The sequence below is a fragment of the Actinacidiphila acididurans genome, assembly GCF_016918855.1.
GTDB classification, from domain to species: Bacteria; Actinomycetota; Actinomycetes; order Streptomycetales; family Streptomycetaceae; genus Actinacidiphila; species Actinacidiphila acididurans.
In genome coordinates, this window is record NZ_JADKYB010000025.1 from 130,202 (window position 1) to 149,676 (window position 19,475).

The following is a 19,475-nucleotide window of genomic DNA, read 5'->3' on the forward strand; positions in this document are numbered from 1 at the left end:
GTTCGGAGCTCGGATCGGGCTACGGCTCGAGTGCGGTCAGCAGTTGTCCAGGAAGCGGTCCAGGACGCGGACGCCGAACTTCAGGCCGTCCACCGGCACCCGCTCGTCCACGCCGTGGAACATGCCGGCGAAGTCCAGCTCGGGCGGGAGCTGGAGGGGGGCGAAGCCGAAGCAGCGGATGCCCAGGTCGGTGAAGGACTTGGCGTCGGTGCCGCCGGAGAGCATGTAGGGGACCGCGCGCGCGATCGGGTCCTCGGCCTTGAGGGCGGATTGCATGGCGTCGACCAGGGCGCCGTCGAAGTCGGTCTCCAGGGCGATGTCGGAGTGCAGGGTCTCGCGCTTGACGCGCGGGCCGAGGATGCGGTCGAGGTCGGCCAGGAACTCCTCCTCGTGGCCGGGCAGGAAGCGGCCGTCGACGTGGGCGGTGGCCTGGCCGGGGATGACGTTCACCTTGTAGCCGGCGCTCAGCATGGTGGGGGCGGCGGTGTTGCGCAGGGTGGTGCCGATCATGCGGGCGATGCCGCCGAGCCGGGCGAGGGTGGTCTCCATGTCCTCGGGGTCGAGTTCGACCCCGAAGGCGTCGGACAGCTCGTCGAGGAAGCCGCGTACGGACTTGGTGAGGCGGACCGGGAACTGGTGCCGGCCCAGGCGGGCGACGGCCTCGGTCAGCTCGGTGATCGCGTTGTCCTTGTTGGTCATCGAGCCGTGGCCGGCGGTGCCGTCCACGGTGAGCCGCATCCAGTGCATGCCCTTCTCGGCGGTCTCGATCAGGTAGAGCCGCAGGTTCTCGTCGACGGTGAAGGAGAAGCCGCCGACCTCGCCGATCGCCTCGGTGACGCCCTCGAACAGGCCGGGGTGGTTGTCGACCAGGTGGCGGGCACCCCAGGTGCCGCCGGCCTCCTCGTCGGCGAGGAAGGCGACCACCACGTCGCGCGGGGGCTTGCGGCCGGTACGGAGCCGGTCGCGGACCACGGCGAGGGTCATGGCGTCCATGTCCTTCATGTCGACCGCGCCGCGGCCCCAGACGCAGTCGTCGGCGATCTCGCCGGAGAAGGGGTGGTGGGTCCAGTCGTCGGCGTTGGCCGGGACGACGTCCAGGTGGCCGTGGATGAGCAGGGCCGGCCGGGACCGGTCCTCGCCCTCGATCCGGGCGACGGTGGAGGCCCGGCCCGGGTGCGACTCGAAGATCTGCGGGTCGAGCCCGACCTCGGCGAGCTTTTCCGCCACGTATTCGGCCGCAGCCCGCTCGCCGGGGCCGGAGTGGTCCCCGTAGTTGCTGGTGTCGATCCGGATCAGCTCGCTGCACAGGTCGACGACCTCGTCCTGCCCGGTCACGGCCACGGACCCACTGCTCGACTCGCCCACGCCATCTCCTCACTCGCCTCACGCGCCGATGCCGGCCGCCGTACCGCGAACCGCCTCGGCCTGCCTCCCGGCCCGCCCACCGATCACCGGCGGCGAACCCGCCCCCATCCTCCCCCGCCACCCCCCGCTCCCCCAAGGCTCCCCGCCCCTTCCGCCCCCCGCCCCGGTGATCACCACCCCCTCTGCCGCGTGATCGACCTGCCCGGATCTTTGCTATGGTTTACCTCGTTGCCACGGCCCCGAGGCCCCGGCGACACACCCGGTCCGGGTGGCGGAATGGCAGACGCGCTAGCTTGAGGTGCTAGTGCCCTTTATCGGGCGTGGGGGTTCAAGTCCCCCCTCGGACACATTTACGACGTACACGAATGGTGCTGGTCGAGTTTCGGCCAGCACCATTGGTGTTCCATCACGAGATGGTCAGGGGCGAGGGTCCAAGGGTTCCTCGCCGACGCCGAGGTCGGCCTCGATGTCGTAACCCACGGACTGGTGCCCGGGTGCGGGATGGGCGATGTCGGCACCGAGATCAAAGGCCTCCGTCGCGACGGCCTCGGCGAGGGCCTCGTCCTCCCGGCGCCGTGCAGCCTGCTCGTGGTGCTCGGTGATCCGTCCCACGATGTCGTGGATGCCGTGATGGTGATGGGGCTGCTCGGGTTCGCTCATGACGTCATCATGAACGGCGACTGCAATATGTCGCACCATATGGCAAATGAACGGTCGGTGACGGGCTACCAGAGGCCGTCACCGCGCGCTGGAGCGAGGGTGTACGGGCCCTCGGATCTGATCTCTCGTCCACTCGCCGCCGGAAAGGTCCTCGGCTTCGCGCCTGCCGGGGCGGGGCCGTGTCACGCGGCAGGGTCCCGGTCGTCGAGTTCGGTGTTGATGATCGCTTCGACGAGGGTTTCGCCGTTCGGGGTCAGGCGGATCTCACCCGCCGGCTCGTCGAGGGTGAGGAGGCCGCGGGTGGACAGGGAGGCGAGGCGGGGGCGCCAGGGGGTGGTGAAGAGGGAGTGGCCGTTGTGGCGTTGGCGGTGGAGGGGGTCGTTCAGGGGGCGGAGGCTGGTGAGGGCCATTTTGATGGCGCGGGCTTCCTGGGCGGGTGGGGTGAAGCGGGTGGCGGAGCGCAGGGGGATGCGGCCGGCCTCGACGGCTGCCGCGTAGTTCTTCCAGTTGACGTCGGTGATCGCCTCGGAGCGGCGGCAGTTGGAGCTGCCGCCGAGGCCGATCGCCACCTCTGCCTCCTGCTTGTCCTGGTCGACCATGAGGGACTTCCAGGTCTCCGGTCCGAGGCCGTCGCGGGCGAAGTACATGGTCGGGTGCTCGGTGTAGCCGTGTCCGCGCAGGCCCTCGGTGAGGATCTCGCGCATCTGGTACTGCTCGCCCAGGGACGGCCAGTGGTGGCCGGTCCGGCCCAGCCGTTCGCGGTGGTCGGGGAACTGCCAGGCCGCCGGTTGCACGCCGGCGACCCCGGTCCGGGTGTCCGAGTACGACTTCAGGTGCAGCTTCGTGCAGACCACAGCGGTGGGCCGGTGTTCCAGGAGGACGTCCAGGTCCCGCCGTACGCTGTCGACGCTCTGGTCCAGCAGGCCGTACATCAGGTCGATGCTGATCCACTCGAACCCGGCCTGTTGAGCGTTGTGCAGGAAGTCCACGGCCGTACGGGCGCTGTGCCGGCGGCCGCACGCCTGCAGCACCGGGTCGTCGAAGGACTGCACCCCGCAGGAGATCTTGGTGCACCCCAATTCGGCCAGCAGCTCCAGTTTCCGCGGAGTGAGCGTCGTCGGGTCGCCCTCGATCCGGACGGCGGTGTCCGGGCCGAACGCGAAGTTCTCCCGGTAGAAGCCGATCAGCCGGCGCAGGGCGTCCGGGGGCAGCAGCGAGGGTGTGCCGCCGAAGACGTTGAACTCGCCGATCGGCGCGGTGGCCAGGGCGGGGACCTCCCGCAGCCACAGCCGGGCCTCCCGGATGTTCCAGTCCACCCACTGGCCGGCCTTGTCGTCGGCGGCCTGCCCGTCACCCTTCACCAGGACCACCGGGTACTGGCAGAAGTGGCAGCGGTAGGCGCAGGTGGGGATGTACGCCCACAGGTGGATGGGTGCCGTCGCGGTGAGCTGGGCCTGGAGATCGGCGAGGAAGTTCTCCGGCGGGTAGTCGTCGACGTCGCCGGGAAAGACGTGGGCGCCGAACGGGTCCTCCGTGACGTACTCCAGGAGGTGCCGGTTGCGCGGGTCGGCCAGCGCGTCGGTCACGGCCGGGACGGGCCGGGCCGGGTCCGTCCGCCGGAGCGAGGCCAGTGCCCGCCGGTACGCCACGTCCCCGCCGGTGTCCGCCCCGCCGGTGTCCCTGACCGTGATCGTCTCCGTACCCATCAGAACACCCCGCCGTTCCCGAAGTAGTTGTGCGACTCCCCGGACTCGCGGTCCTCGCAGTAGTAGCGGACGAATTCGGCGAACCGCTGCGCCGGTACGTCCCGCAGGCACGGCGGCAGCGGCGGCGGCTCCCCGATGTCGGGGCCGACCGTCGCGCGCAGCCGGGCGAAGATCTCGTCGGCGAACTCGAAGTACAGGCGGTACGAAGGGGTCTTGTACGAGTGGATCGGGGCGAAGTCGATCAGCCTCATCTCGTCCTTGATCTCCTCGATGCGGCGCCCCAGCCGCTCGGCCAGCGAACGGCCGAAGAAGTCGGCCACGCCGTCGTCATCCAGCAGCGAGGGGGTCAGCAGCACCGGCAGGATCGTGTTCTTCGGGACGAAGTCCTTGACGGAGTACGCCCATGCCTCGCGCGCCTCGGCCTCGGTGAGGTCCCGTACCCGGTCCTGGGCCTGGGTCCGGGCCTCGTCCTGTCCCCGGTCCCGGTCCCCGCCCCGATCCCGTACCCGGTCCTGGGCCGGCCGCAGCGGCCGGATGTCGCGCATGACGATGATGCCGTCCGAGCCGTACGCCCGCCCGCTGATCACCTCGTCCAGCGCGTGATCCACCCGCCGGGGGTTGATCTCCACCCCGGAACCCGGCACGTAGACGATGTCCGCCCCGGAGTTGCGCACCGCGATGCCGAAGTCCCAGTCGTCGGACAGGTGGTTGACGAACTGTCCGTCGCGTACCTGGTAGAAGACCTCGATGCCACCGACCGCGTCGTGGACGTCCCGGTCGACGGCGAAGCCCTTGCCGTCCGGGAAGCCGCCGAACAGCGCGAAGGTCACCGCCCGGCAGCGAAGGGTGCGGGAGATCACCTCCCACAGGCGAGGCCGGCCGGCGAAGTGCTCGGGCGCGTAGTAGTAGTCGCAGACGCCGATGGCGGCCTTGCCGGACTCCATGGCCGTGAGCAACTGCCACAGCCAGTCCGGGTCGACGCGGCAGTCGGCGTCCGCCGAGACCAGGTAGAAGCGCTGGTCGTCGCGGACCGCACGGCCCCGGCTGCGGGCGCTCGCGAACGCCATGCCGGTCCGGCGGGCGCAGGAGACGCCCTGTTCCGGTTCGCTCACCACGTGGATCGCCAGGTCCGGGTGCTCGGCGGCGAACCGGCGGGCGACGGCGGCCGTGCCGTCGGTGGAGTTGTTGTCGACCAGCACGACCTCGTACAGCGACCGGTCCAGCGGGCCGTCGGCGCCGCGCTGGTGGTACAGCGAGTCCAGGGTGGCGGGCAGGGCACGGGCCTCGTTGTAGACGGGGACGACCACGCTCATCCGGGTGGATCCCGGCATCGGCGGGTGGGCGGCCGGCGGCCCCGCGGTCGGTCCCGGGAACAGCTCGTTCAGCAGCTTCTCGGCCCGGGAGCGGCCGAGATGGCGCTGTCCCAGCCGGTAGTTGTACTCGGCGGTTCCGGTCCGCTTCCCTTCGTCGGCCAGCAACTCGGCCACCTCCTCCAGGAAGGCTCCCTCGGGCAGGTCGTGCGCCCCGGTGTCGAGTACGGGCGCGCGGAAGCCCTTGTGTCCGTAGACGGCGTCGTACAGGTCGTACCGGGTGGTGATGTACGGGACGCGGGAGGCGATGGCCTCGCCGATCGGGTTGCCGTAGCTCTCGTAGTCGCGCGAGGTCATGAAGGACACCAGGGCGGCATGGGCGAGCAGGTCCCGGATCGAGTAGCCGCCGCCGGCGCTGCGGCCGACGTCCTGCTCGTGCGGGGCGAACGGGCCGCCGAACACCACGCGGTCGCCGACGTTCAGGGTTGCGGCGAGCGCGACGAGGCGGGCGTGTTCGGCGGGGTCCTCCGCGGGGTCGCCGGCGACGAACAGGTAGGGGGCGGTACGGCTACGGCCGGCGGGGGCGGGCAGCGCGGCCGGTCCGGTCAACGCGGTCAGCCCGGCCAGCAGGTGGATGTCCCGGTCGATGCGTTTCTGCGGAATGATCCGGGTGAAACGGGCGATGATCGGGGCGTTTTCCGGAATGCCGAAGTCGCGGCGGAATCCGGCGTTCGACGGGTCGATCCGGGCCGGGCGGTGGGTGAACGTGTTCGGCAGGACGTCGATGTTCCGCAGGTGCGGTGCCCATTCCAGGGTCCGGCGCAGTGCTTCGGGGTGCAGTGCCGCGTAATGGATGAACGGGGAATTGCGCGGCTGCGGGGTGTGCGGATATGGGAAGGTGCCGTACTTCGCCACGTCGGGTTCGCTCTGCCACATCAGGTCGTGGTCGCGCCACAGCACGAACCGGCCGAGCCGGTGGCGCGTGCCGTATTCCTCGATCGCCTGGTAGAGGGCCTGGGTGTAGGCGATGTTCTCCGGCAGGGTGCCGTTCTCCACCACCACGAGGGACACGCCGAGCCGTTCCCAGGTGGCCTGGATGCGCTCACTCAGGCCCGCCGCCAGCGACGCGACGACCGGCCGCCACCGGTCACCGTCCTCGTGCTGGACGACGTCGCGGAGCACGGCGGCCACCGCGGCGGCGTCGTACCCGGGCACCGTGTCGATCCCCTCGGCGCGGTCCAGGTGCACCCAGGCCGGCAGCAGGTCGGCCTCGTCGGTGTAGGGGCGGAAGAAGGAATTCTTGTCCGCCTTGATGTCGTAGCCGAGGTCGAGATGGATGCGCCAGCCGCGGGAACGGAAGATCTTCGCGATCTTCACGAATTCCACGACCACGCCGGACAGTGGTGTGGCATCGAAGGAAACGCCCCAGAGGACGGACATCGCGAAGGCACCTCCGAACTCGTCGGCCATTCGGCGCGGCAAAACGCGGTGGACGCGGGTGGCAGCCGAATGTGAGTTGGGCCGATGTCGTCTACGGCTCAGCGGCCGAGGAAATTGCGCTGCTTTCGATGTAAGCACGGCCGTGGAACACGTACCCGAATGAACTGGGCCGAACGGGGTGGCGTCGCCTCTTGGCCGCCGGAGCCGAAGCCCGGGCCGGGCACCCGGTGGCGCCTGTTGCGGGGAGGCATACGGCACCACCGGGGCTTCACTCCACCCGGACGTCACCGGGCGTGCGCGGCCCGACGTCCCCCGTTCGTGGGACCCTCGCACCGCGCCCGGTGCACAACCCGATGGTGGCGCCCGTCAATACACAACGAATGAACGGCACATCAGCGCCGGCGCGTGGCAGCCCCCCGCTCGCCGCTCAGCGCAGATCGCCGGTCAGCGTGGTGGAGCCGGCGCCGGGATCGGTCCCGAAGCCGAAGGTGGTGATCACGGGGTTGCTGGTGATCCCCACTTGGTGGTGTACGCACGGGCGTTGGGGCCGACGAAGGTGTTCCTGACGACGGATTCGGTGAGCCGGTTGGTCCGGCCCACGGCCCGCCTGGAACGTTCCTCCACGGGGCGGCTCGCTCCACCGGCCGCCGGGGCGGTACGGGCTGGGCCGTCCGGGGTACGGCGTTGCGCCGTCCGGGCGACCCGCCCGCATCGCCTCGCTGCTTCTTCCGTACCGCGCGCATTGACTGCACCGTGCCGCGCTACGGGGATCCACGCGATGCGGCGCCCCTTTTCGCGGCGATCACTCATGCCCGCGTGTCCGGTGCCGGCCGCCGGTACCGGAAGAGAAGGGAATCGGATGCGCGCACTGCGACGCCTCCTGTGGAGCGCACTTGGGTCTTCGCTCCTGCTGATCGGAGTGGCACCGGCCCCCGTTCAAGCCGTCGAGGCCCACCCGCGAGGCGGCTCCGAGAGCTGCCCGACGACCAACCGGAGCGCCGGCTCGACCGACGCGCCGCCGACCGGGTTGCAGGACTACTACCAGGGCGACTGGCGGCTCGGCCCCAGCTACCTCCCGACCGCCGGCCCGATCGGGCGCATGCTCCGGGGCTACCACCCGCAGGACAGCACCTCGCAGTACTGGTTCCTCGGCTGCTACTGGCAGACCAACCAGCAGAACAAGTCCGGCTGGTGGTACCCGGACAACAACGGCTTCGTCCTCCGCGACGGCCGCCCGGTCGCATCACCCGAAACCCTCCAAGTAGGCCAGCGGGTCGACCTCTTCGGCAGCGGCACCGGCTTCTTCCTCGCCCCCGAGGGCACCCCGTACACCAAACGCGCCATCCCGCCGACCAACCTGGACGAGTACGACCCGGCGGCCCCGCCCCTCAACTACCACCTCTACCGCGTCACCAAGGCCTTCACCGTCACGGCCGGCCCCATCCGACCCTGGTTCGGCCAGCCCGGCCTCGGCGAACAGTTCGTGACGAGCACCAGGGTCTCCGTCCTGGCCGGCACGGGTTTCCTGACCGAGATCACCCCGACGTCGTAGCACCGGGACCCGCTCACCTCACGCCGGCGGGGAGGCGGATCTCGCCGGTGAAAGTTCCTCGGGAATCCTCGCGGACGTCCTGGGAGTAGACGATGCCCTGCTGGCCGTAGGGGATCACGACGCTGAAGGTGAAGCGGTGGCTCGTGATCCGATGGGTTGCGGGGTCGAGGGTCAGGGTGTCCTCGAGGTGGGAGAGGGTGAGCTGACTGTCGTTCACCGGGACTCCGGCGTTCTTGAGCTGCTTCAAGGTGGGGTCCAGCTCCAGCTTCACCTTTTTCATGAAGTCCCGGTTCTGCACTTCGGGGAACCTCTTCGACGACGCCGTCACCTGGAGCTGCACCTCGCCGGAATTCTTGGTCATGGTGAGGTGGTCGGCGGGGTTGTTCAGATAGGTTCCGAAGTCGCGGAGGGCCAGTACGGGGTTTTCCACCTTGCTCTGGGTGTCGGGATCGGTGACGGGGCTGTGGGTCCACGCCGTGCCGGCCTCTTTGAGATAGGCCGTGTCACCGATCACGAAGATCTCCTCGGACCGGTGGTTCCCCTTGCTGGTGCTGACACCCTTCTGGTGAAAGGCATCGGGCTTGGGGGTCAGCTGCACCATTGCCGTGTACGAAGCGGCATTCGTCTGCCCCTGCGCGGTGAGATCCTCTTTCCCCTTCACCGCGAACGTCCAGCCGTGACCGCCCGACATCGCCTCCTGCGCGCGGTCGAGGAATTCCCCCGGGGTCCTGGGTTCCGGGCGCTTCGACTCAGCGGCCTGTGGCTTGGGGGACGGTGTCGCAGCAGCTGCGGTTGTGGTCTGCTCGGCCGGTTTGCCTGCTTCCGCTTTTCCGGCACAGCCGGCCGCCGAAAGCGCGGTGGCCAGGACCAGAACGGCGTAACCGAACCCCGTGCGCATGCAAGCTCCTTCATCGTTTTTGGGCGCGCTGATGTGATGCGCGGGCCGCGATGCATGTGAGGGGAGAGCGCACATCGTACGCGATCTCGGGGAGTGCGCGGGAACGGGTCTTTACGGAGGAAATCCTTCCGCTTCTACCCGGGCGACACCGCAGTCATCGGCCGTACCGGGCACCGGAGTCGGGCGCACAAGCCACCGCGACGGCGCGGGCCGTGCAGGCGCTGGACCTGGTAGGGCTACGTGGTCGACTTCGTGACCCTCGCCTGCCGGCCCCCGGTCAAGGCGTAGTCGTCGACCCGCCTGCGGTAATCTCTGCCAACTCACCTCAAGATCAAAGGTATTGGCATGACGATCACGCCCCCGCCGCAGGGCGGCAAGAAACGCCGGCCGAACGAGCCGCAGGGGTGGCGGACCGGGCCCGCCTGGCGGGAGATGCAGCAGTCCGAACGAGGGCCGTGGCGGGACCGCATACGTACATCACTGATCGTCGCGGCGGTGGCCGTGGCCGTGCTGATCGGCATCAATCCGTCAGGCGCACGCACGCTGGTCCTCGGCCACAGGCACACAGAAACCGACAGCACGGCGCTGCCGCCCGAGACCGCGACGCCGACCGCGTCGGCGCCCGCCGACGCCGGTCCCGACACCCCGACCGTGAGCCACCCCTTCGCGGGCTCGCCCGCGCTGCGCTGGGCCGACGGCGCTGACGGCGTCGTGGTGCCGCACGCCACGCCGGTCGGCGATTTGACGGAACGACAGGTCGCCGCCGTCCTGCGGACCACGAAGGCGTACCTCGTCGCGACCAACCTGGACCCCGCAGAACTTCGCGGCGGCTTTCCCAGCGCTGCCCTGCGCCTGGTGGACCCGATCAACGGCGAACCGACCATGATGAAAGCCGCCCTGCGCTCACCGGGCACGAACAGTGACCCGACCCAGTGGTTCACCCGCTACGACCCCGCCCGTATCGAGCTCGTAGGCAGCGTGATCAAGGTCCGCGGGCGGATGACCTTCGCCAAGGCCGCTCACGACGCCGTGCGGGTGCACACCGACTACAGCTACGTGTACGCCGTCACGAAGGCCGGCGACCACAGCGGGAAGGTGGCTCGGGTCATCGTGCGGCGGGTGGTGGACACCCAGTGGTACCTGGCGTCGACGCCAGGAGAAGTGCAGATCGTCGCCTGGGGCGCTTTCTTCGGCGGCTCGGGGTGCGGCTCCCCCGACGGGTATCTGCACCCCTCCCCCTGGTACGCGTCGAGCGCGAGCCAGTACGCCGGGCCGATGACGGACCCGTACGACCGCAGCAGGCCCCTCGGGAAGGCGAAGAGCTGTGGAACGGCCAGCCGTACGTAAGTAACGCCTTCAGCCGCGCGCCGCGAACCCTACGAGGTGGGTCCAGGTCGCGTCGTACCCAGTGCAGGCGGCTGCCTCATGCGTGACGGAATCGTTGGAGCAGTTCGAGGGCGGGAGGGCTGTCCGGATCGAAGTCCTGGAACTCTTCCGACCCGGCGGGTAGGCCCGGCCCCCACAGGCGGGCGCCGTGGCACTGGAAGCAGAAGGCGATCTGGAAGAGGAGGTCGGTGGCGCTGTGAGCACGGATACCCCAGCCCGGGGCGAAACAGCGGTACCTCTCGCTGTCCGGCAAAGAGCTGATCAACGCGAGGGCGTCACCGACCTCGGCTCCTTCCCAGATCGCGACATCGTCGCCCACCAGATCCGCCGCGCTGAGATGCCTCATCGGGTCGGTGATGCGAACGACCTCGATCAGCTCGGTCTTCTCGTGAACGGGCGGAAGCAGCATGCGCAAAGGATCACTGATCAAGGCCCGGCGCACCAGGGGCAGTCAGCCTCGCCAGCGGCACTCCTCAAGCGTCGCAAACCAGTTGCTGTGTCGGTGGCAGCGCCTAGAGCATGGCGGGGTGCCGGATCTGCTGTGGGACGACGTCAGGAACTTCTTCGACCCCGACCTGATGGGTGCTCTTCCTGATGTGTCCGTGGCAGGCACCTCAGTCGAGGACTGGCAGGCGGTGTTCGACCTGATCCGGTCGAGCGGATGGATGTGGGAGTACACCGTGGGAGGTGTCGCCGGGCCACTGCCGTCTGCTGCGGAGGTGCTGTCGCGTCCCGCCGACGCGGAGACCGTTGAGCTGCTGGTCCGGCCGATCCCGGATGTGCGGGCGATCTTCCGTCCGATGGCGACCGAGGCGATCGACTTCGATGTCGACCTTCGCGAACTGCAGGGCCAGGAAGGAGTGGATGTCCTGTGCCGCTTCTTCGCTGTTCTGGGCCGCCGGCTGGGCAAGCCGGTGGTCATGACGGCCGAAGGTGACTACGGACATCCGGTGCTCGGGTTCGATCCCGCGGCCGACCGAGTGGTGCTCATGGCGGACCCGCAGCTCGGTTGACCGCCGGGACGGCCGGGACTCGTAGCAGGTTCGGTCTCGCGAAGCGGTCTACCGGCCTGGGGTGGCCGGGCCCTCGGCGTTGCCGTCCCGCCAGCGGGTGAGGCTGCGGCGGGTGTTGAGGGTGTGCGGGTCGTCAGGGCCCAGCACCCGCGCCCGGTCCTCCAACAGTTCGGCGAACGCATCCGCAGCCCCTGCCGCATCCCCCGCCTCCCCCCGCCAGTAGGCAAGGTTGCGGCGAGGCGCCAGTGGTAGGTAATGGCGGCAGTGACCTGGCCGGATTCACCGAGGCTGTGCCCGACCTGGACCAGCACGTCGTGAACGTCGGGCCGGTGCAGGGCTGGTTCCGCCCAGGTGATCAGGGTCGCGGCGTTGGCGCGCAGGGTCTGGGCGAGGACAGTGTCGCGTTCGACTTGCGGCCAGACAGCGAGTAGAGCGTCGGCTGCGGCGCGGGCGGTCTGGGCGTACTGCTCAGAAGTGAGGGTGTCGCGGAGGGTCCGCTGGATCAGGGCGTGGACGCGCACCTCACGATGCAGGTCTCTGGCTGTGTGGTCGATCAGGCTCAGGCGGTGCAGCACTCGCAGCTCCGCCGTGACGTCTGCTGGGTTGACGTCCCCGGCGGTGTCAGCCGCTGTGCCGGCTCGGTGTTCCGCCAGGTAGGTCACGGCGGGTGGGGTGGTCAGAGCGGCGGCGGGGATGCCGTTGGGGTCCATGAAGGCGGCCAGGCGCAGTAGGGACCTCGCAAGGCCGGCCGGGTGCATGCGCTCGGCTCGCTCGATGGACAGGTCCCATGCGGCGGCCATGGCGCGGATGTGGCCGGGCGGCAGCGCTTCCGGGCTGGCATCGGCCAGCGTGCGCGTACGGTCGGCCAGCAGCACTCGGTAGTCCGCAACGGTCATGTCGGCGTCTGCCATGAACGCGGCCGCCTGGGACAGGGCCAGCGGCAGATGGCCGAGGTGTTCCGCGAGCGCGGCAAGGTCCTCGGCGGGTTCGGTGCGGTCGTGGGTGGCCAACACCGCGGCAAGGTGCCCGCAGGCCCCTCAAAGGTATCGCCGGGCACGACGTCAGGATCCGGACCCGAAGTGGTTCGTCTGCGTGTTGAACTGGCCACTCGACTGGACAGCCGTCGGCCCGAGGAAGACGTTGCCCGTCACGCCAAGGCCACTCACGCCACCGGCCGCCTGCACCGCGGCCAGCGCCTCCTCCAGCTCCCGCGCCAGATCGGGGGCGGACTCCACCGCCTCCTCCAGCGCGCCCGCCAGCCGCACCCGGGTTCGCTCCGAGACACCGTCCTGCCCGGACGCCTGCCGGCCGGCCAGCTCCAACGCCGGGTCGTCGCCCAAGGCCCGCGTCACCAACCCGTGCACCCGCTCAAGACCGGCATCGACCACCCGGTCGACCTCCGCGTCCGCCGCATCCCCCGCACGACGTGCCTTACGCACCAGATACGCGCACGCGTACCCGACGGCTATCTCCACACCGAACACGGCGCCCCCCAACAGCCCGTTACGGCCTCGTGCACGAACCGTAGCTCAGCGGCCACCGACATCAAGGCCCAAACGGCACTAAATGGGGTCCAGGGCGCGGGGGAGGCCGTTCAGGAGGAGGCGGGTGCCGCCCTGGAGGTGGGCGGTGTCGTTGCCGTCTGCGGTGAGGACCAGGTACGTGTACTGCTCGGTCCAGGTGAGGAGGGTGCCGGTGGGGGCGGGGGTCAGTTCGACGGTGACCAGCGAGACCCAGCGGCGAACGGCGTCGAGCAGGAACTCGTAGGAGAGGACGATGCGTTCGCCGGGCACGATGTCGATGAAGCGGGACCGGTATTCCAGGTGCTCGGTCACGTCGGCCACGGCGAAGGTGCTGCGGGCGACCTCGGTGCCGCCCACCCGGAAGTCCAGTTCATGGTGGCCGCCGCCGGACTCCCCCGGCAGCCGGAACCACTTCCTACGGAGTTGCTCGTCGGCAAAAGCGGCGAACACCCGCTCCGGCGGCGCCTCGTACGTGGCCGACACCGTGAACGTACCGTGCACAGTGCCTTGTCCCGGGGCCACCTCGGCAGCGCTCACCCGCGCGCCGCGAACCGTACGAAGTGGGTCCAGGTGTCGCGGTCGACCGTCAGGTGCGGGCCCTCCTTGTCCTTCGAGTCCCGCACGTGGACGGCCCCTTCGGTGACGGCCACCTCAACGCAGTCGTCGCCCTGGCTGCCGCTGTAGCTGGACTTGAACCAGGCCAGCTCGGAAATGCTCACAGCTCTGCCCCGTCTGTGCTTCAGCCGCGCGCCGCGAACCGCACGAAGCGGGTCCACGTCTCGCGGTCGACCGTCAAGTGCGGGCCCTCCTTGTCCTTCGAGTCCCGCACGTGCACGGCCCCTTCGGTGACCGCCACCTCAACGCAGTCGTCGCCCTGTGCACTGCTGTAGCTGGACTTGAACCAATCAAGGTCGTGCCTGCTCATAGCGCTCCTCGCATCTGCCTCAGCAGGCTCAAGGAGTCCTTCGGGGAGAGAGCCTGCGACCGCAGTCTCGCATAACGCATCTGGATCCTGCTGACCTCTTTTGCGTCAGCAATCAGGCGGCCGTTTTCCTGGCCCTCGGAGTAGGCACGCCAACGTCCGTCGGGAGTCTCCAGCAGTCGCACGGGGCCGGCGAGGCAGGCGTGTTGCTCGGTGTCGGCCGGCATGATCTGCAGGGTCACGTTGCGCAACGAGGTCAACTCAAGGACGTGGTCCAGCAGTTCGCGCGTTACCTCGATGCCGCCGAGCCGACGCATGAACACAGCCTCCTCCACGATGAAGTCGAACATCGTGTTCGGCTGGTCCCGAAGGATTGCCTGCCGTTCCATCCGCGCGCGAACCGTGACCTCCAAGTCCTCGTCCGACAGTGGCGGAATGTCGTTCTCGCACAAGACCCGGGCGTACCCCTCCGACTGCAAAAGCCCCGGCACCAACCTGCACTCGTACGTGCACAGGACCACCGCCAGCTTCTCCAACCGCGCCCAGCGGCGGAACCACGCGGCCAACCCCGGCTCGCCCCGGCTGAGGTAGGGCGCCGACTTCCGTAGCGCACCGGTCTCGCCAGTGGCCGCTTCCGCCAGCTCGACGAAGGACTCGTCGGGCATACGGCGGCCCAACTCCACCGATTCCACGGTGTGCTTGGAGAAGCGGACCTGCTCGGCGAGTTCGGTGCGGGAGAGGCCCGCGTGTTCCCGCAGGGCCTGGACGACGGCGCCGAAGGTACGCAGGCTGTCGGACGGGTCCGGCTCCCGCTCCAGCTCGCCGCTCCCCCTGGCCTCGGCGTTTTCGGTGGTCATGCGCGGGCCCTCCCGATCGGTGATGCGTAGTACGTGCGCAGTCGCGCGAGCACTCATTGTGACGGATCACCTGCCGTACTGTCCACCGAAAGTGTCCGTACACTGACGCACCGTACGGGGCGTGCGCCTGGTGACGGGGGTCGCGCGCCCGCCACGGTGGCTGCCATGAACGCTCCCGCCACCCCCGAGTCACCGGTCACCGTCCGCGAGTTCGCCCGTCTGCTGCCCGCCACCCGGCGGGGTGCGCGGCAGGCGCGGCTGCTGGCCGCCGAGCAGTTGCGCGCCTGGACGGTACCGGCCGAGGCCGCCGACCGGGCCGAACTCGTCGTCGCCGAGCTGGCCGCGAACGCGGTGCTGCACGGTCGGCACCCCGGCCGGGACTTCCGGCTCGCGCTGTCGCTGGACCGGACGGCGCGCCTGGTCCGGATCGAGGTCACCGACGCCCGGCCGGACCGGCTGCCGCCCGCCGCGCCGCTGTCCGACCCGGCCCCGGACGGTGAATCGGGCCGCGGCCTGCTGCTGGTCGCCGCCCTCGCCGAGCGCTGGGGCAGCGCGCCCTGCCCGCCGGCCGGCAAGACCGTATGGGCGGAGTGTCGTGTGCCTGCGGCCGGCCCGGACCAGGTGAACTGATCGTACGGCGCAGTCTTCGCCTTACGGCCCGTCCGCCATTGAGGACATGCCACGCTCCGACCATGTGCGAACTGGATCTTCCCGATGTGGGAGGCCCCGTGCTCGATGACGACGGGATCGAAGCGACACTGCGGGAGGTTGAGAGCGCGCGTAGGCGGACGTCGGTGCGTGAAGGTCAGGGCGCACAGCAACTCGACACCCTTCTCGGCTGTGCGCGGGCCGTCCATCGCCGGCCCGGCCGTCACGTACCATCCGTCGCCGATTTCCCACCGCGGCGGCGGGCGTGCGCCACGCCCTCGGCCGGGCGTCCACCAGCCGCTGCCGCCCTTGCAAGCACGCGCTAGCGAACCGCTTCCCGTGCCGCCTCGGTGAGGCTCCGCTGGAGGCGGCGGGCCGCGTCGATGTGGTCGCCGGTCCAGATGATGCGGACGGCGGTGGCGGTGGCCTGGCCGCGGTCGTCGTGCAGGTCGCGACGTACGGCCTCGACCAGGCGGCCGTCGGCGGCGAGGTCGTGGTCGAGTTGCGGGGGTACGGGGCCGGCGCCGTCCAGGCCGGCGGCCAGGCGGTGGTACCAGCCGGAGACGCGGTCGGCCGCGCGCAGGAGTTCGGTGCGGGCGGCGGCCCGTTCGTGGTCGCTGTGGTGGCCGTCGCCGGCCCGCTCCCACATGCCGAGGACGGCGTCGGCGGCCAGTCGTAGTCCGACCACTCCGGTGACCAGGGTGGACACCTCGGCGAGCGGGACCGGCTTGGCGCCGCGTTCGGAGAGGTAGCCGCGGAAGGCGTCGTCCAGGCGGCGGGCCGCGGCGGCGGCGCGGCGGCCCTCGGCGAGCGGGACGGCGGCCGGGTCGGGGCCGGCGGTGCAGCAGCCGACCGCGTACTCCACGGCGCCGGCCAGGTAGTCGGCGGCGTCCGCGTACGCCTCGGACATGGCCTTGCCCATGGCGCCGGCCGCCCCGCGCGGCCAGAAGAACAGGCCGACCACCACGCTGACCGCGCAGCCCAGGGCGATGTCCTCGATCCGGAACAGGCCGACCCGCCACCCTGTGGTCTGGCCGATGTTGAACAGGACCACCAGGGTGACGGTGAAGGCCGCCTGGCCGGCGGCGAAGGAGATCGCGGCCGGGGCGACGCCCGCTATCAGGATGGCGAGCGGCAGCAGGAACCACAGCAGGGTCCCGTCGTGGCCGATGAGTTCGAGCAGTCCGCTGCCGATCACGACGCCGACCGCGGTGCCGGCCATGCCGCGCAGCGCGTTCTGACCGGTGTTCAGGGCGTTGGAACGCAGGACGGAAAGGGCGCCGAGGACCACCCAGAAGGAGTGCTGGAGGCTGACGAGATCGGTGGCGGCGACCGCGAGGCCGAGCCCGGCGGCGCCGCGCACGCTGTTGTGCAGCCACACCGAGTGCAGGTCCAGGTGGCCGGCGGCGCGCTCGGTGGCCGAGGCGAGCGGGCGGGCGAGGCCGCCGGGTTCGCGGCCCAGCAGTTGTTCCGCCCAGCCGCGGCGCTCGGCGGCGGCGAGCAGGTCGACGTTCGCCGCGATCTGCATGACGGCGAAGCTGAGTTCCTGGGCGCGGAAGGAGACGTCGAGCGAGCTGAGGAATTCGCCGACTTCGCGGTCCTCGCCGTTGTGCTCGCCCTTGCCGGGGCCGCTGTACAGGTCGTCGCGGCCGCGGGCGGTACGGAAGACCGGCAGCCGGTTGGTGGCCTCGTCCTCCATCGCGTCAAGGGCCTTGTGGAGGGCGTTCATGGCGACGCGGAGCTGTCCGGTGTCGCCGCGGGGCCGGTCCAGGAGTTCGGCGGCCTGGTCGAGGGCGGCGGCCGCGGCGGCCTTGACGGCGAGCGGTTCGACGGCCGGGCCGGTACCGGGCTGCGGCGGCGGGGCGCTCAGGCCCACCACCGAGGTCAGCCAGGTGAGTTCGTCGACCAGCCGGACCAGGGCACGGGCGCCGGTGGACAGGCCCGTGGGGCGGTACGGGGTGGCGTGGAAGGCCCGCCGGAGCCGGTCGGTGGCCTGCTGGGCGGCGTCCGCCGCGGCCAGGCAGGCGTCGTGGCCGGGTGCGCCGGGGCCGCCGCGGGCGTGGGCGGCGTCCAGGCGCAGGCGTGCGGCCACTGCCCTGCACACGGCGGCGGCCGGGGCGCTCAGCGGGTCGGTGTCCGGGCGCGGCCACAGCAGGACGACGGCGAGCGTCGAGGCACCGGCGGCGATGCCCGCCCCGGCGAGGCGGTCGGGCAGTGCGGAGGCGCCGCCGGGCAGTGAGACCGGCAGGATGTACGCGAGCAGCAGGGCGGTGGTGGAGCCGGCCAGTACGGAACTGACGATGCCGGAGAAGAGGACCAGCAGGCCGACCAGCACCATGGTGAGGATGCCGAGCCAGGCCGGGCGGGCGACGATGGTGCCCAGGCTGATCAGTGCGGCCCAGGCGACGGCGAGGGCGACATGGGCGCGCACCCGTTGCACGAGCGGGCCGCCGTAGTCGACCAGCAGCAGCATCGAGAACGACCCGAAGGCCGCGAACGTCGCTATCGCCGGCGAGCCGATCACCTGGCTGCACAACGCGAACGTCCCCGCCATCACGATCGCGCCCCGGCCGGCCCGCCGCGTCGCGTTCAGCCCGGGGTCCCGCGCCCGCAGCGCACTCACGCTGCGCTCGGCGAGCCCCCGAATGGGCCGCCCCCGCCCTGCGGGCCTCCAGGTGTGCGCCGGCGTTTGCATGGGGTTGAGTATGGCGTGAAGTCGGGGGCGAGTTGAACGCCGGGGGCGGCTTCGCCCCGGGCGCGGGCGTTACCGGCCCGGAGGGGTGGTTCCCTCGTCTCCGGACCACCTGTTGGTGGGTGGTTTCTCGCGCCCGCGCGGCGCCAGCCGCATATCAGGCACAGCCCCGCGCCCCTTCGGGGCGCTCCCGGCGAACCCCCGTTGCCGATCCGGCGCCGTCTGCACCGGGGTTCCCGAACCACCGACGGGTGAGTGGTCTTCGCGCCCACGCGGCGCCAGCCGCATGTCGAGCACAGCCCCGCGCCCCTGCGGGGCGCTCCCGGCAGAGGTGGGGTTCCGGTTGGGGGGCGCCGCGTTCAGGGCGGGTTCAGGGCCGGGCGAAGCATCCGTCGAGGAAGGGCCGCACGACCGGCAGGGTGAGGTCGGTGCGCAGGAATGTGTCGAAGTGGCCGCAGTCGGGGAGTTCGGCGAGGCGGGCGCGGCTCAGGCGGTCGGCGGTGTGCCGGATGGCGGGGAGTTGTGGGTCCCGCTCACCGGCGAGGAGCAGCACGGGTACGGACGAGCCTTCGACCGCATCCAGGACGCCCTCGCGGTGGTCGACGGCCGTCGTCAGCGCGGCCAGGGCGTACGGGTCGGCTGCCGCCATGGCCGTACGCATCCAGTCGGGCAGCGTCCCCTGGCGTTCCAGCAGCCCGATGAAGGGGGCGGTGCCCTGGGTGCGGAAGAGTTCCGCTTCCTTCTCCGTCTCGGCCGGGTCGGCGGCGACGCGGTCGGCGTGGGCGCCGCCCACGACCAGGCCGGCGAGCCGCTCCGGACGGCGGGCCAGCAGGTGCAGGCCGATGATGCCGCCCAGGGAGGCGCCCCACAGGGCCGCACGGTCGATGGCCAGCGCGTCCAGTACGGCGATCACGTCGTCGACCTGACGGTCGATCCGGTAGCTGTCCGCGTCGTGGGGGCGGTCGCTTTCGCCGTGGCCGAGGGTGTCGATCAGGACGAGCCGATGCCTGTCGGCGAGGGCTGACACGTGGCCGGCCGAGCGCCAGGTGGTGCGGTCGCCGAAGAAGCCGTGGAGTAGGACCAGGGGTGGGCCGGCGCCTTCCGTTTCGAAGGCGATCCGTAATCCGTCGCGGCTCGTGGTTTTCATGGGGCGAGGGTGGTGGGGCGGGGAGCCGGCGTGCAACCGAATTGGGGGCGGCCGGGCGCTTGGGAGTACGGCACGCTTCCCGTTCCGGGCGCGGGCCATTTCCGACCCGGAGGGGTGGTTTCCCCCGTCTCCGGACCACCTGTCGGTGGGTGGTTTCTCGCGCCCGCGCGGCGCCAGCCGCATATCAGGCGCAGCCCCGCGCCCCTTTGGGGCGCTCCCGGCGAACCCTGTTGCCAATCCCGCGGGCCGGTGGTTCTCGCGCCCACGCGGCGCCAGCCGCAGATCAAGCACAGCACCGCGCCACTTGGTTTCCCCGGCGAACCCCGTTCCCAATCCGGCGTCGTTTGCCCCGGGCC

18 protein-coding genes and 1 tRNA gene are annotated in these 19,475 nt (G+C 70.7%); 5 read left to right on the top strand and 14 right to left on the bottom strand.

From position 1 onward, the window contains the following. Positions 1-36: 36 nt before the first annotated feature. Entirely contained in the window at positions 37-1,365 is a 1,329-nt protein-coding gene (locus ITX44_RS33855; RefSeq protein ID WP_205362553.1) for a M20/M25/M40 family metallo-hydrolase, read from the bottom strand. Positions 1,366-1,627: 262 nt separating this feature from the next. Between ITX44_RS33855 and ITX44_RS33860 the strand changes: the two genes are divergently transcribed. Continuing rightward, positions 1,628-1,712, top strand: a tRNA-Leu gene (locus tag ITX44_RS33860). Between the two features lie 70 nt (positions 1,713-1,782). On the opposite strand, the gene ITX44_RS33865 is transcribed toward ITX44_RS33860, so the two are convergent. From ITX44_RS33865 to ITX44_RS33875, 3 genes are all read right to left on the bottom strand, one after another. Further along, complete coding sequence (locus ITX44_RS33865; protein WP_205362554.1) at positions 1,783-2,025, bottom strand: hypothetical protein; 243 nt, start codon at positions 2,023-2,025, stop codon at positions 1,783-1,785. A 182-nt stretch (positions 2,026-2,207) separates the two neighbouring features. Further along, a complete protein-coding gene (locus ITX44_RS33870) occupies positions 2,208-3,731 on the bottom strand; it encodes a radical SAM protein (protein WP_205362560.1) in 1,524 nt (507 codons plus the stop codon). Then, on the bottom strand, positions 3,731-6,481 hold the full coding sequence (locus ITX44_RS33875) for a glycosyltransferase (RefSeq protein WP_205362562.1): 2,751 nt from the start codon (positions 6,479-6,481) through the stop codon (positions 3,731-3,733). The genes ITX44_RS33870 and ITX44_RS33875 overlap by 1 nt, the downstream gene beginning before the upstream one ends. A gap of 859 nt (positions 6,482-7,340) precedes the next feature. Between ITX44_RS33875 and ITX44_RS33880 the strand changes: the two genes are divergently transcribed. Continuing rightward, positions 7,341-8,033, top strand: a complete 693-nt coding sequence (locus ITX44_RS33880) for a TNT domain-containing protein (protein ID WP_205362564.1) — start codon at positions 7,341-7,343, stop codon at positions 8,031-8,033. 13 nt (positions 8,034-8,046) lie between these two features. On the opposite strand, the gene ITX44_RS33885 is transcribed toward ITX44_RS33880, so the two are convergent. Continuing rightward, positions 8,047-8,931: a hypothetical protein gene (locus ITX44_RS33885; RefSeq protein WP_205362565.1), complete on the bottom strand. Its 885-nt coding sequence runs from the start codon at positions 8,929-8,931 to the stop codon at positions 8,047-8,049. Between the two features lie 345 nt (positions 8,932-9,276). Here ITX44_RS33885 and ITX44_RS33890 point away from each other — a divergent pair, with 345 nt between their 5' ends. Then, positions 9,277-10,278, top strand: coding sequence for a hypothetical protein (locus ITX44_RS33890; protein WP_205362567.1), 1,002 nt, complete (start codon positions 9,277-9,279; stop codon positions 10,276-10,278). Positions 10,279-10,354: 76 nt separating this feature from the next. Here the strand turns inward: ITX44_RS33890 and ITX44_RS33895 are convergent, their stop codons facing one another. Then, on the bottom strand, positions 10,355-10,726 hold the full coding sequence (locus tag ITX44_RS33895; protein ID WP_205362569.1) for a hypothetical protein: 372 nt from the start codon (positions 10,724-10,726) through the stop codon (positions 10,355-10,357). Positions 10,727-10,844: 118 nt separating this feature from the next. Between ITX44_RS33895 and ITX44_RS33900 the strand changes: the two genes are divergently transcribed. Beyond that, positions 10,845-11,330 carry a hypothetical protein gene (locus tag ITX44_RS33900; protein ID WP_205362571.1) on the top strand — a complete coding sequence of 162 codons (486 nt, stop codon included), beginning with the start codon at positions 10,845-10,847 and terminating at the stop codon, positions 11,328-11,330. Here ITX44_RS33900 and ITX44_RS33905 read toward each other — a convergent pair. The 6 genes from ITX44_RS33905 to ITX44_RS33930 all read right to left on the bottom strand — a co-directional run bounded on the left by ITX44_RS33905 (position 11,255) and on the right by ITX44_RS33930 (position 14,632). Further along, complete coding sequence (locus ITX44_RS33905) at positions 11,255-12,343, bottom strand: DUF7779 domain-containing protein (protein WP_205362572.1); 1,089 nt, start codon at positions 12,341-12,343, stop codon at positions 11,255-11,257. The two genes, ITX44_RS33900 and ITX44_RS33905, sit on opposite strands and share 76 nt — an antisense overlap. 48 nt (positions 12,344-12,391) lie before the next feature. Beyond that, the gene (locus ITX44_RS33910; protein WP_205362574.1) at positions 12,392-12,814 is read right to left on the bottom strand and encodes a hypothetical protein; all 423 of its coding nucleotides are present in this window, start codon (positions 12,812-12,814) and stop codon (positions 12,392-12,394) included. A gap of 78 nt (positions 12,815-12,892) precedes the next feature. Beyond that, positions 12,893-13,390 (bottom strand): SRPBCC domain-containing protein, encoded by a 498-nt coding sequence (locus ITX44_RS33915; protein ID WP_307795618.1) that lies wholly within the window; start codon positions 13,388-13,390, stop codon positions 12,893-12,895. Then, the gene (locus ITX44_RS33920) at positions 13,387-13,572 is read right to left on the bottom strand and encodes a DUF397 domain-containing protein (protein WP_205362576.1); all 186 of its coding nucleotides are present in this window, start codon (positions 13,570-13,572) and stop codon (positions 13,387-13,389) included. Before ITX44_RS33920 ends, ITX44_RS33915 begins: the two co-directional genes overlap by 4 nt. Before the next feature lie 20 nt (positions 13,573-13,592). Next, complete coding sequence (locus tag ITX44_RS33925; protein ID WP_205362579.1) at positions 13,593-13,778, bottom strand: DUF397 domain-containing protein; 186 nt, start codon at positions 13,776-13,778, stop codon at positions 13,593-13,595. Continuing rightward, the gene (locus ITX44_RS33930; protein WP_205362581.1) at positions 13,775-14,632 is read right to left on the bottom strand and encodes a helix-turn-helix domain-containing protein; all 858 of its coding nucleotides are present in this window, start codon (positions 14,630-14,632) and stop codon (positions 13,775-13,777) included. The genes ITX44_RS33925 and ITX44_RS33930 overlap by 4 nt, the downstream gene beginning before the upstream one ends. A gap of 165 nt (positions 14,633-14,797) precedes the next feature. Between ITX44_RS33930 and ITX44_RS33935 the strand changes: the two genes are divergently transcribed. Next, positions 14,798-15,262 carry an ATP-binding protein gene (locus ITX44_RS33935; RefSeq protein ID WP_205362583.1) on the top strand — a complete coding sequence of 155 codons (465 nt, stop codon included), beginning with the start codon at positions 14,798-14,800 and terminating at the stop codon, positions 15,260-15,262. 340 nt (positions 15,263-15,602) lie between these two features. Here ITX44_RS33935 and ITX44_RS33940 read toward each other — a convergent pair whose 3' ends face one another. Then, a complete protein-coding gene (locus tag ITX44_RS33940; protein ID WP_307795619.1) occupies positions 15,603-17,903 on the bottom strand; it encodes an FUSC family protein in 2,301 nt (766 codons plus the stop codon). A gap of 439 nt (positions 17,904-18,342) precedes the next feature. Continuing rightward, the gene (locus tag ITX44_RS33945) at positions 18,343-19,119 is read right to left on the bottom strand and encodes an alpha/beta fold hydrolase (RefSeq protein WP_205362594.1); all 777 of its coding nucleotides are present in this window, start codon (positions 19,117-19,119) and stop codon (positions 18,343-18,345) included. Positions 19,120-19,475 lie beyond the last annotated feature (356 nt).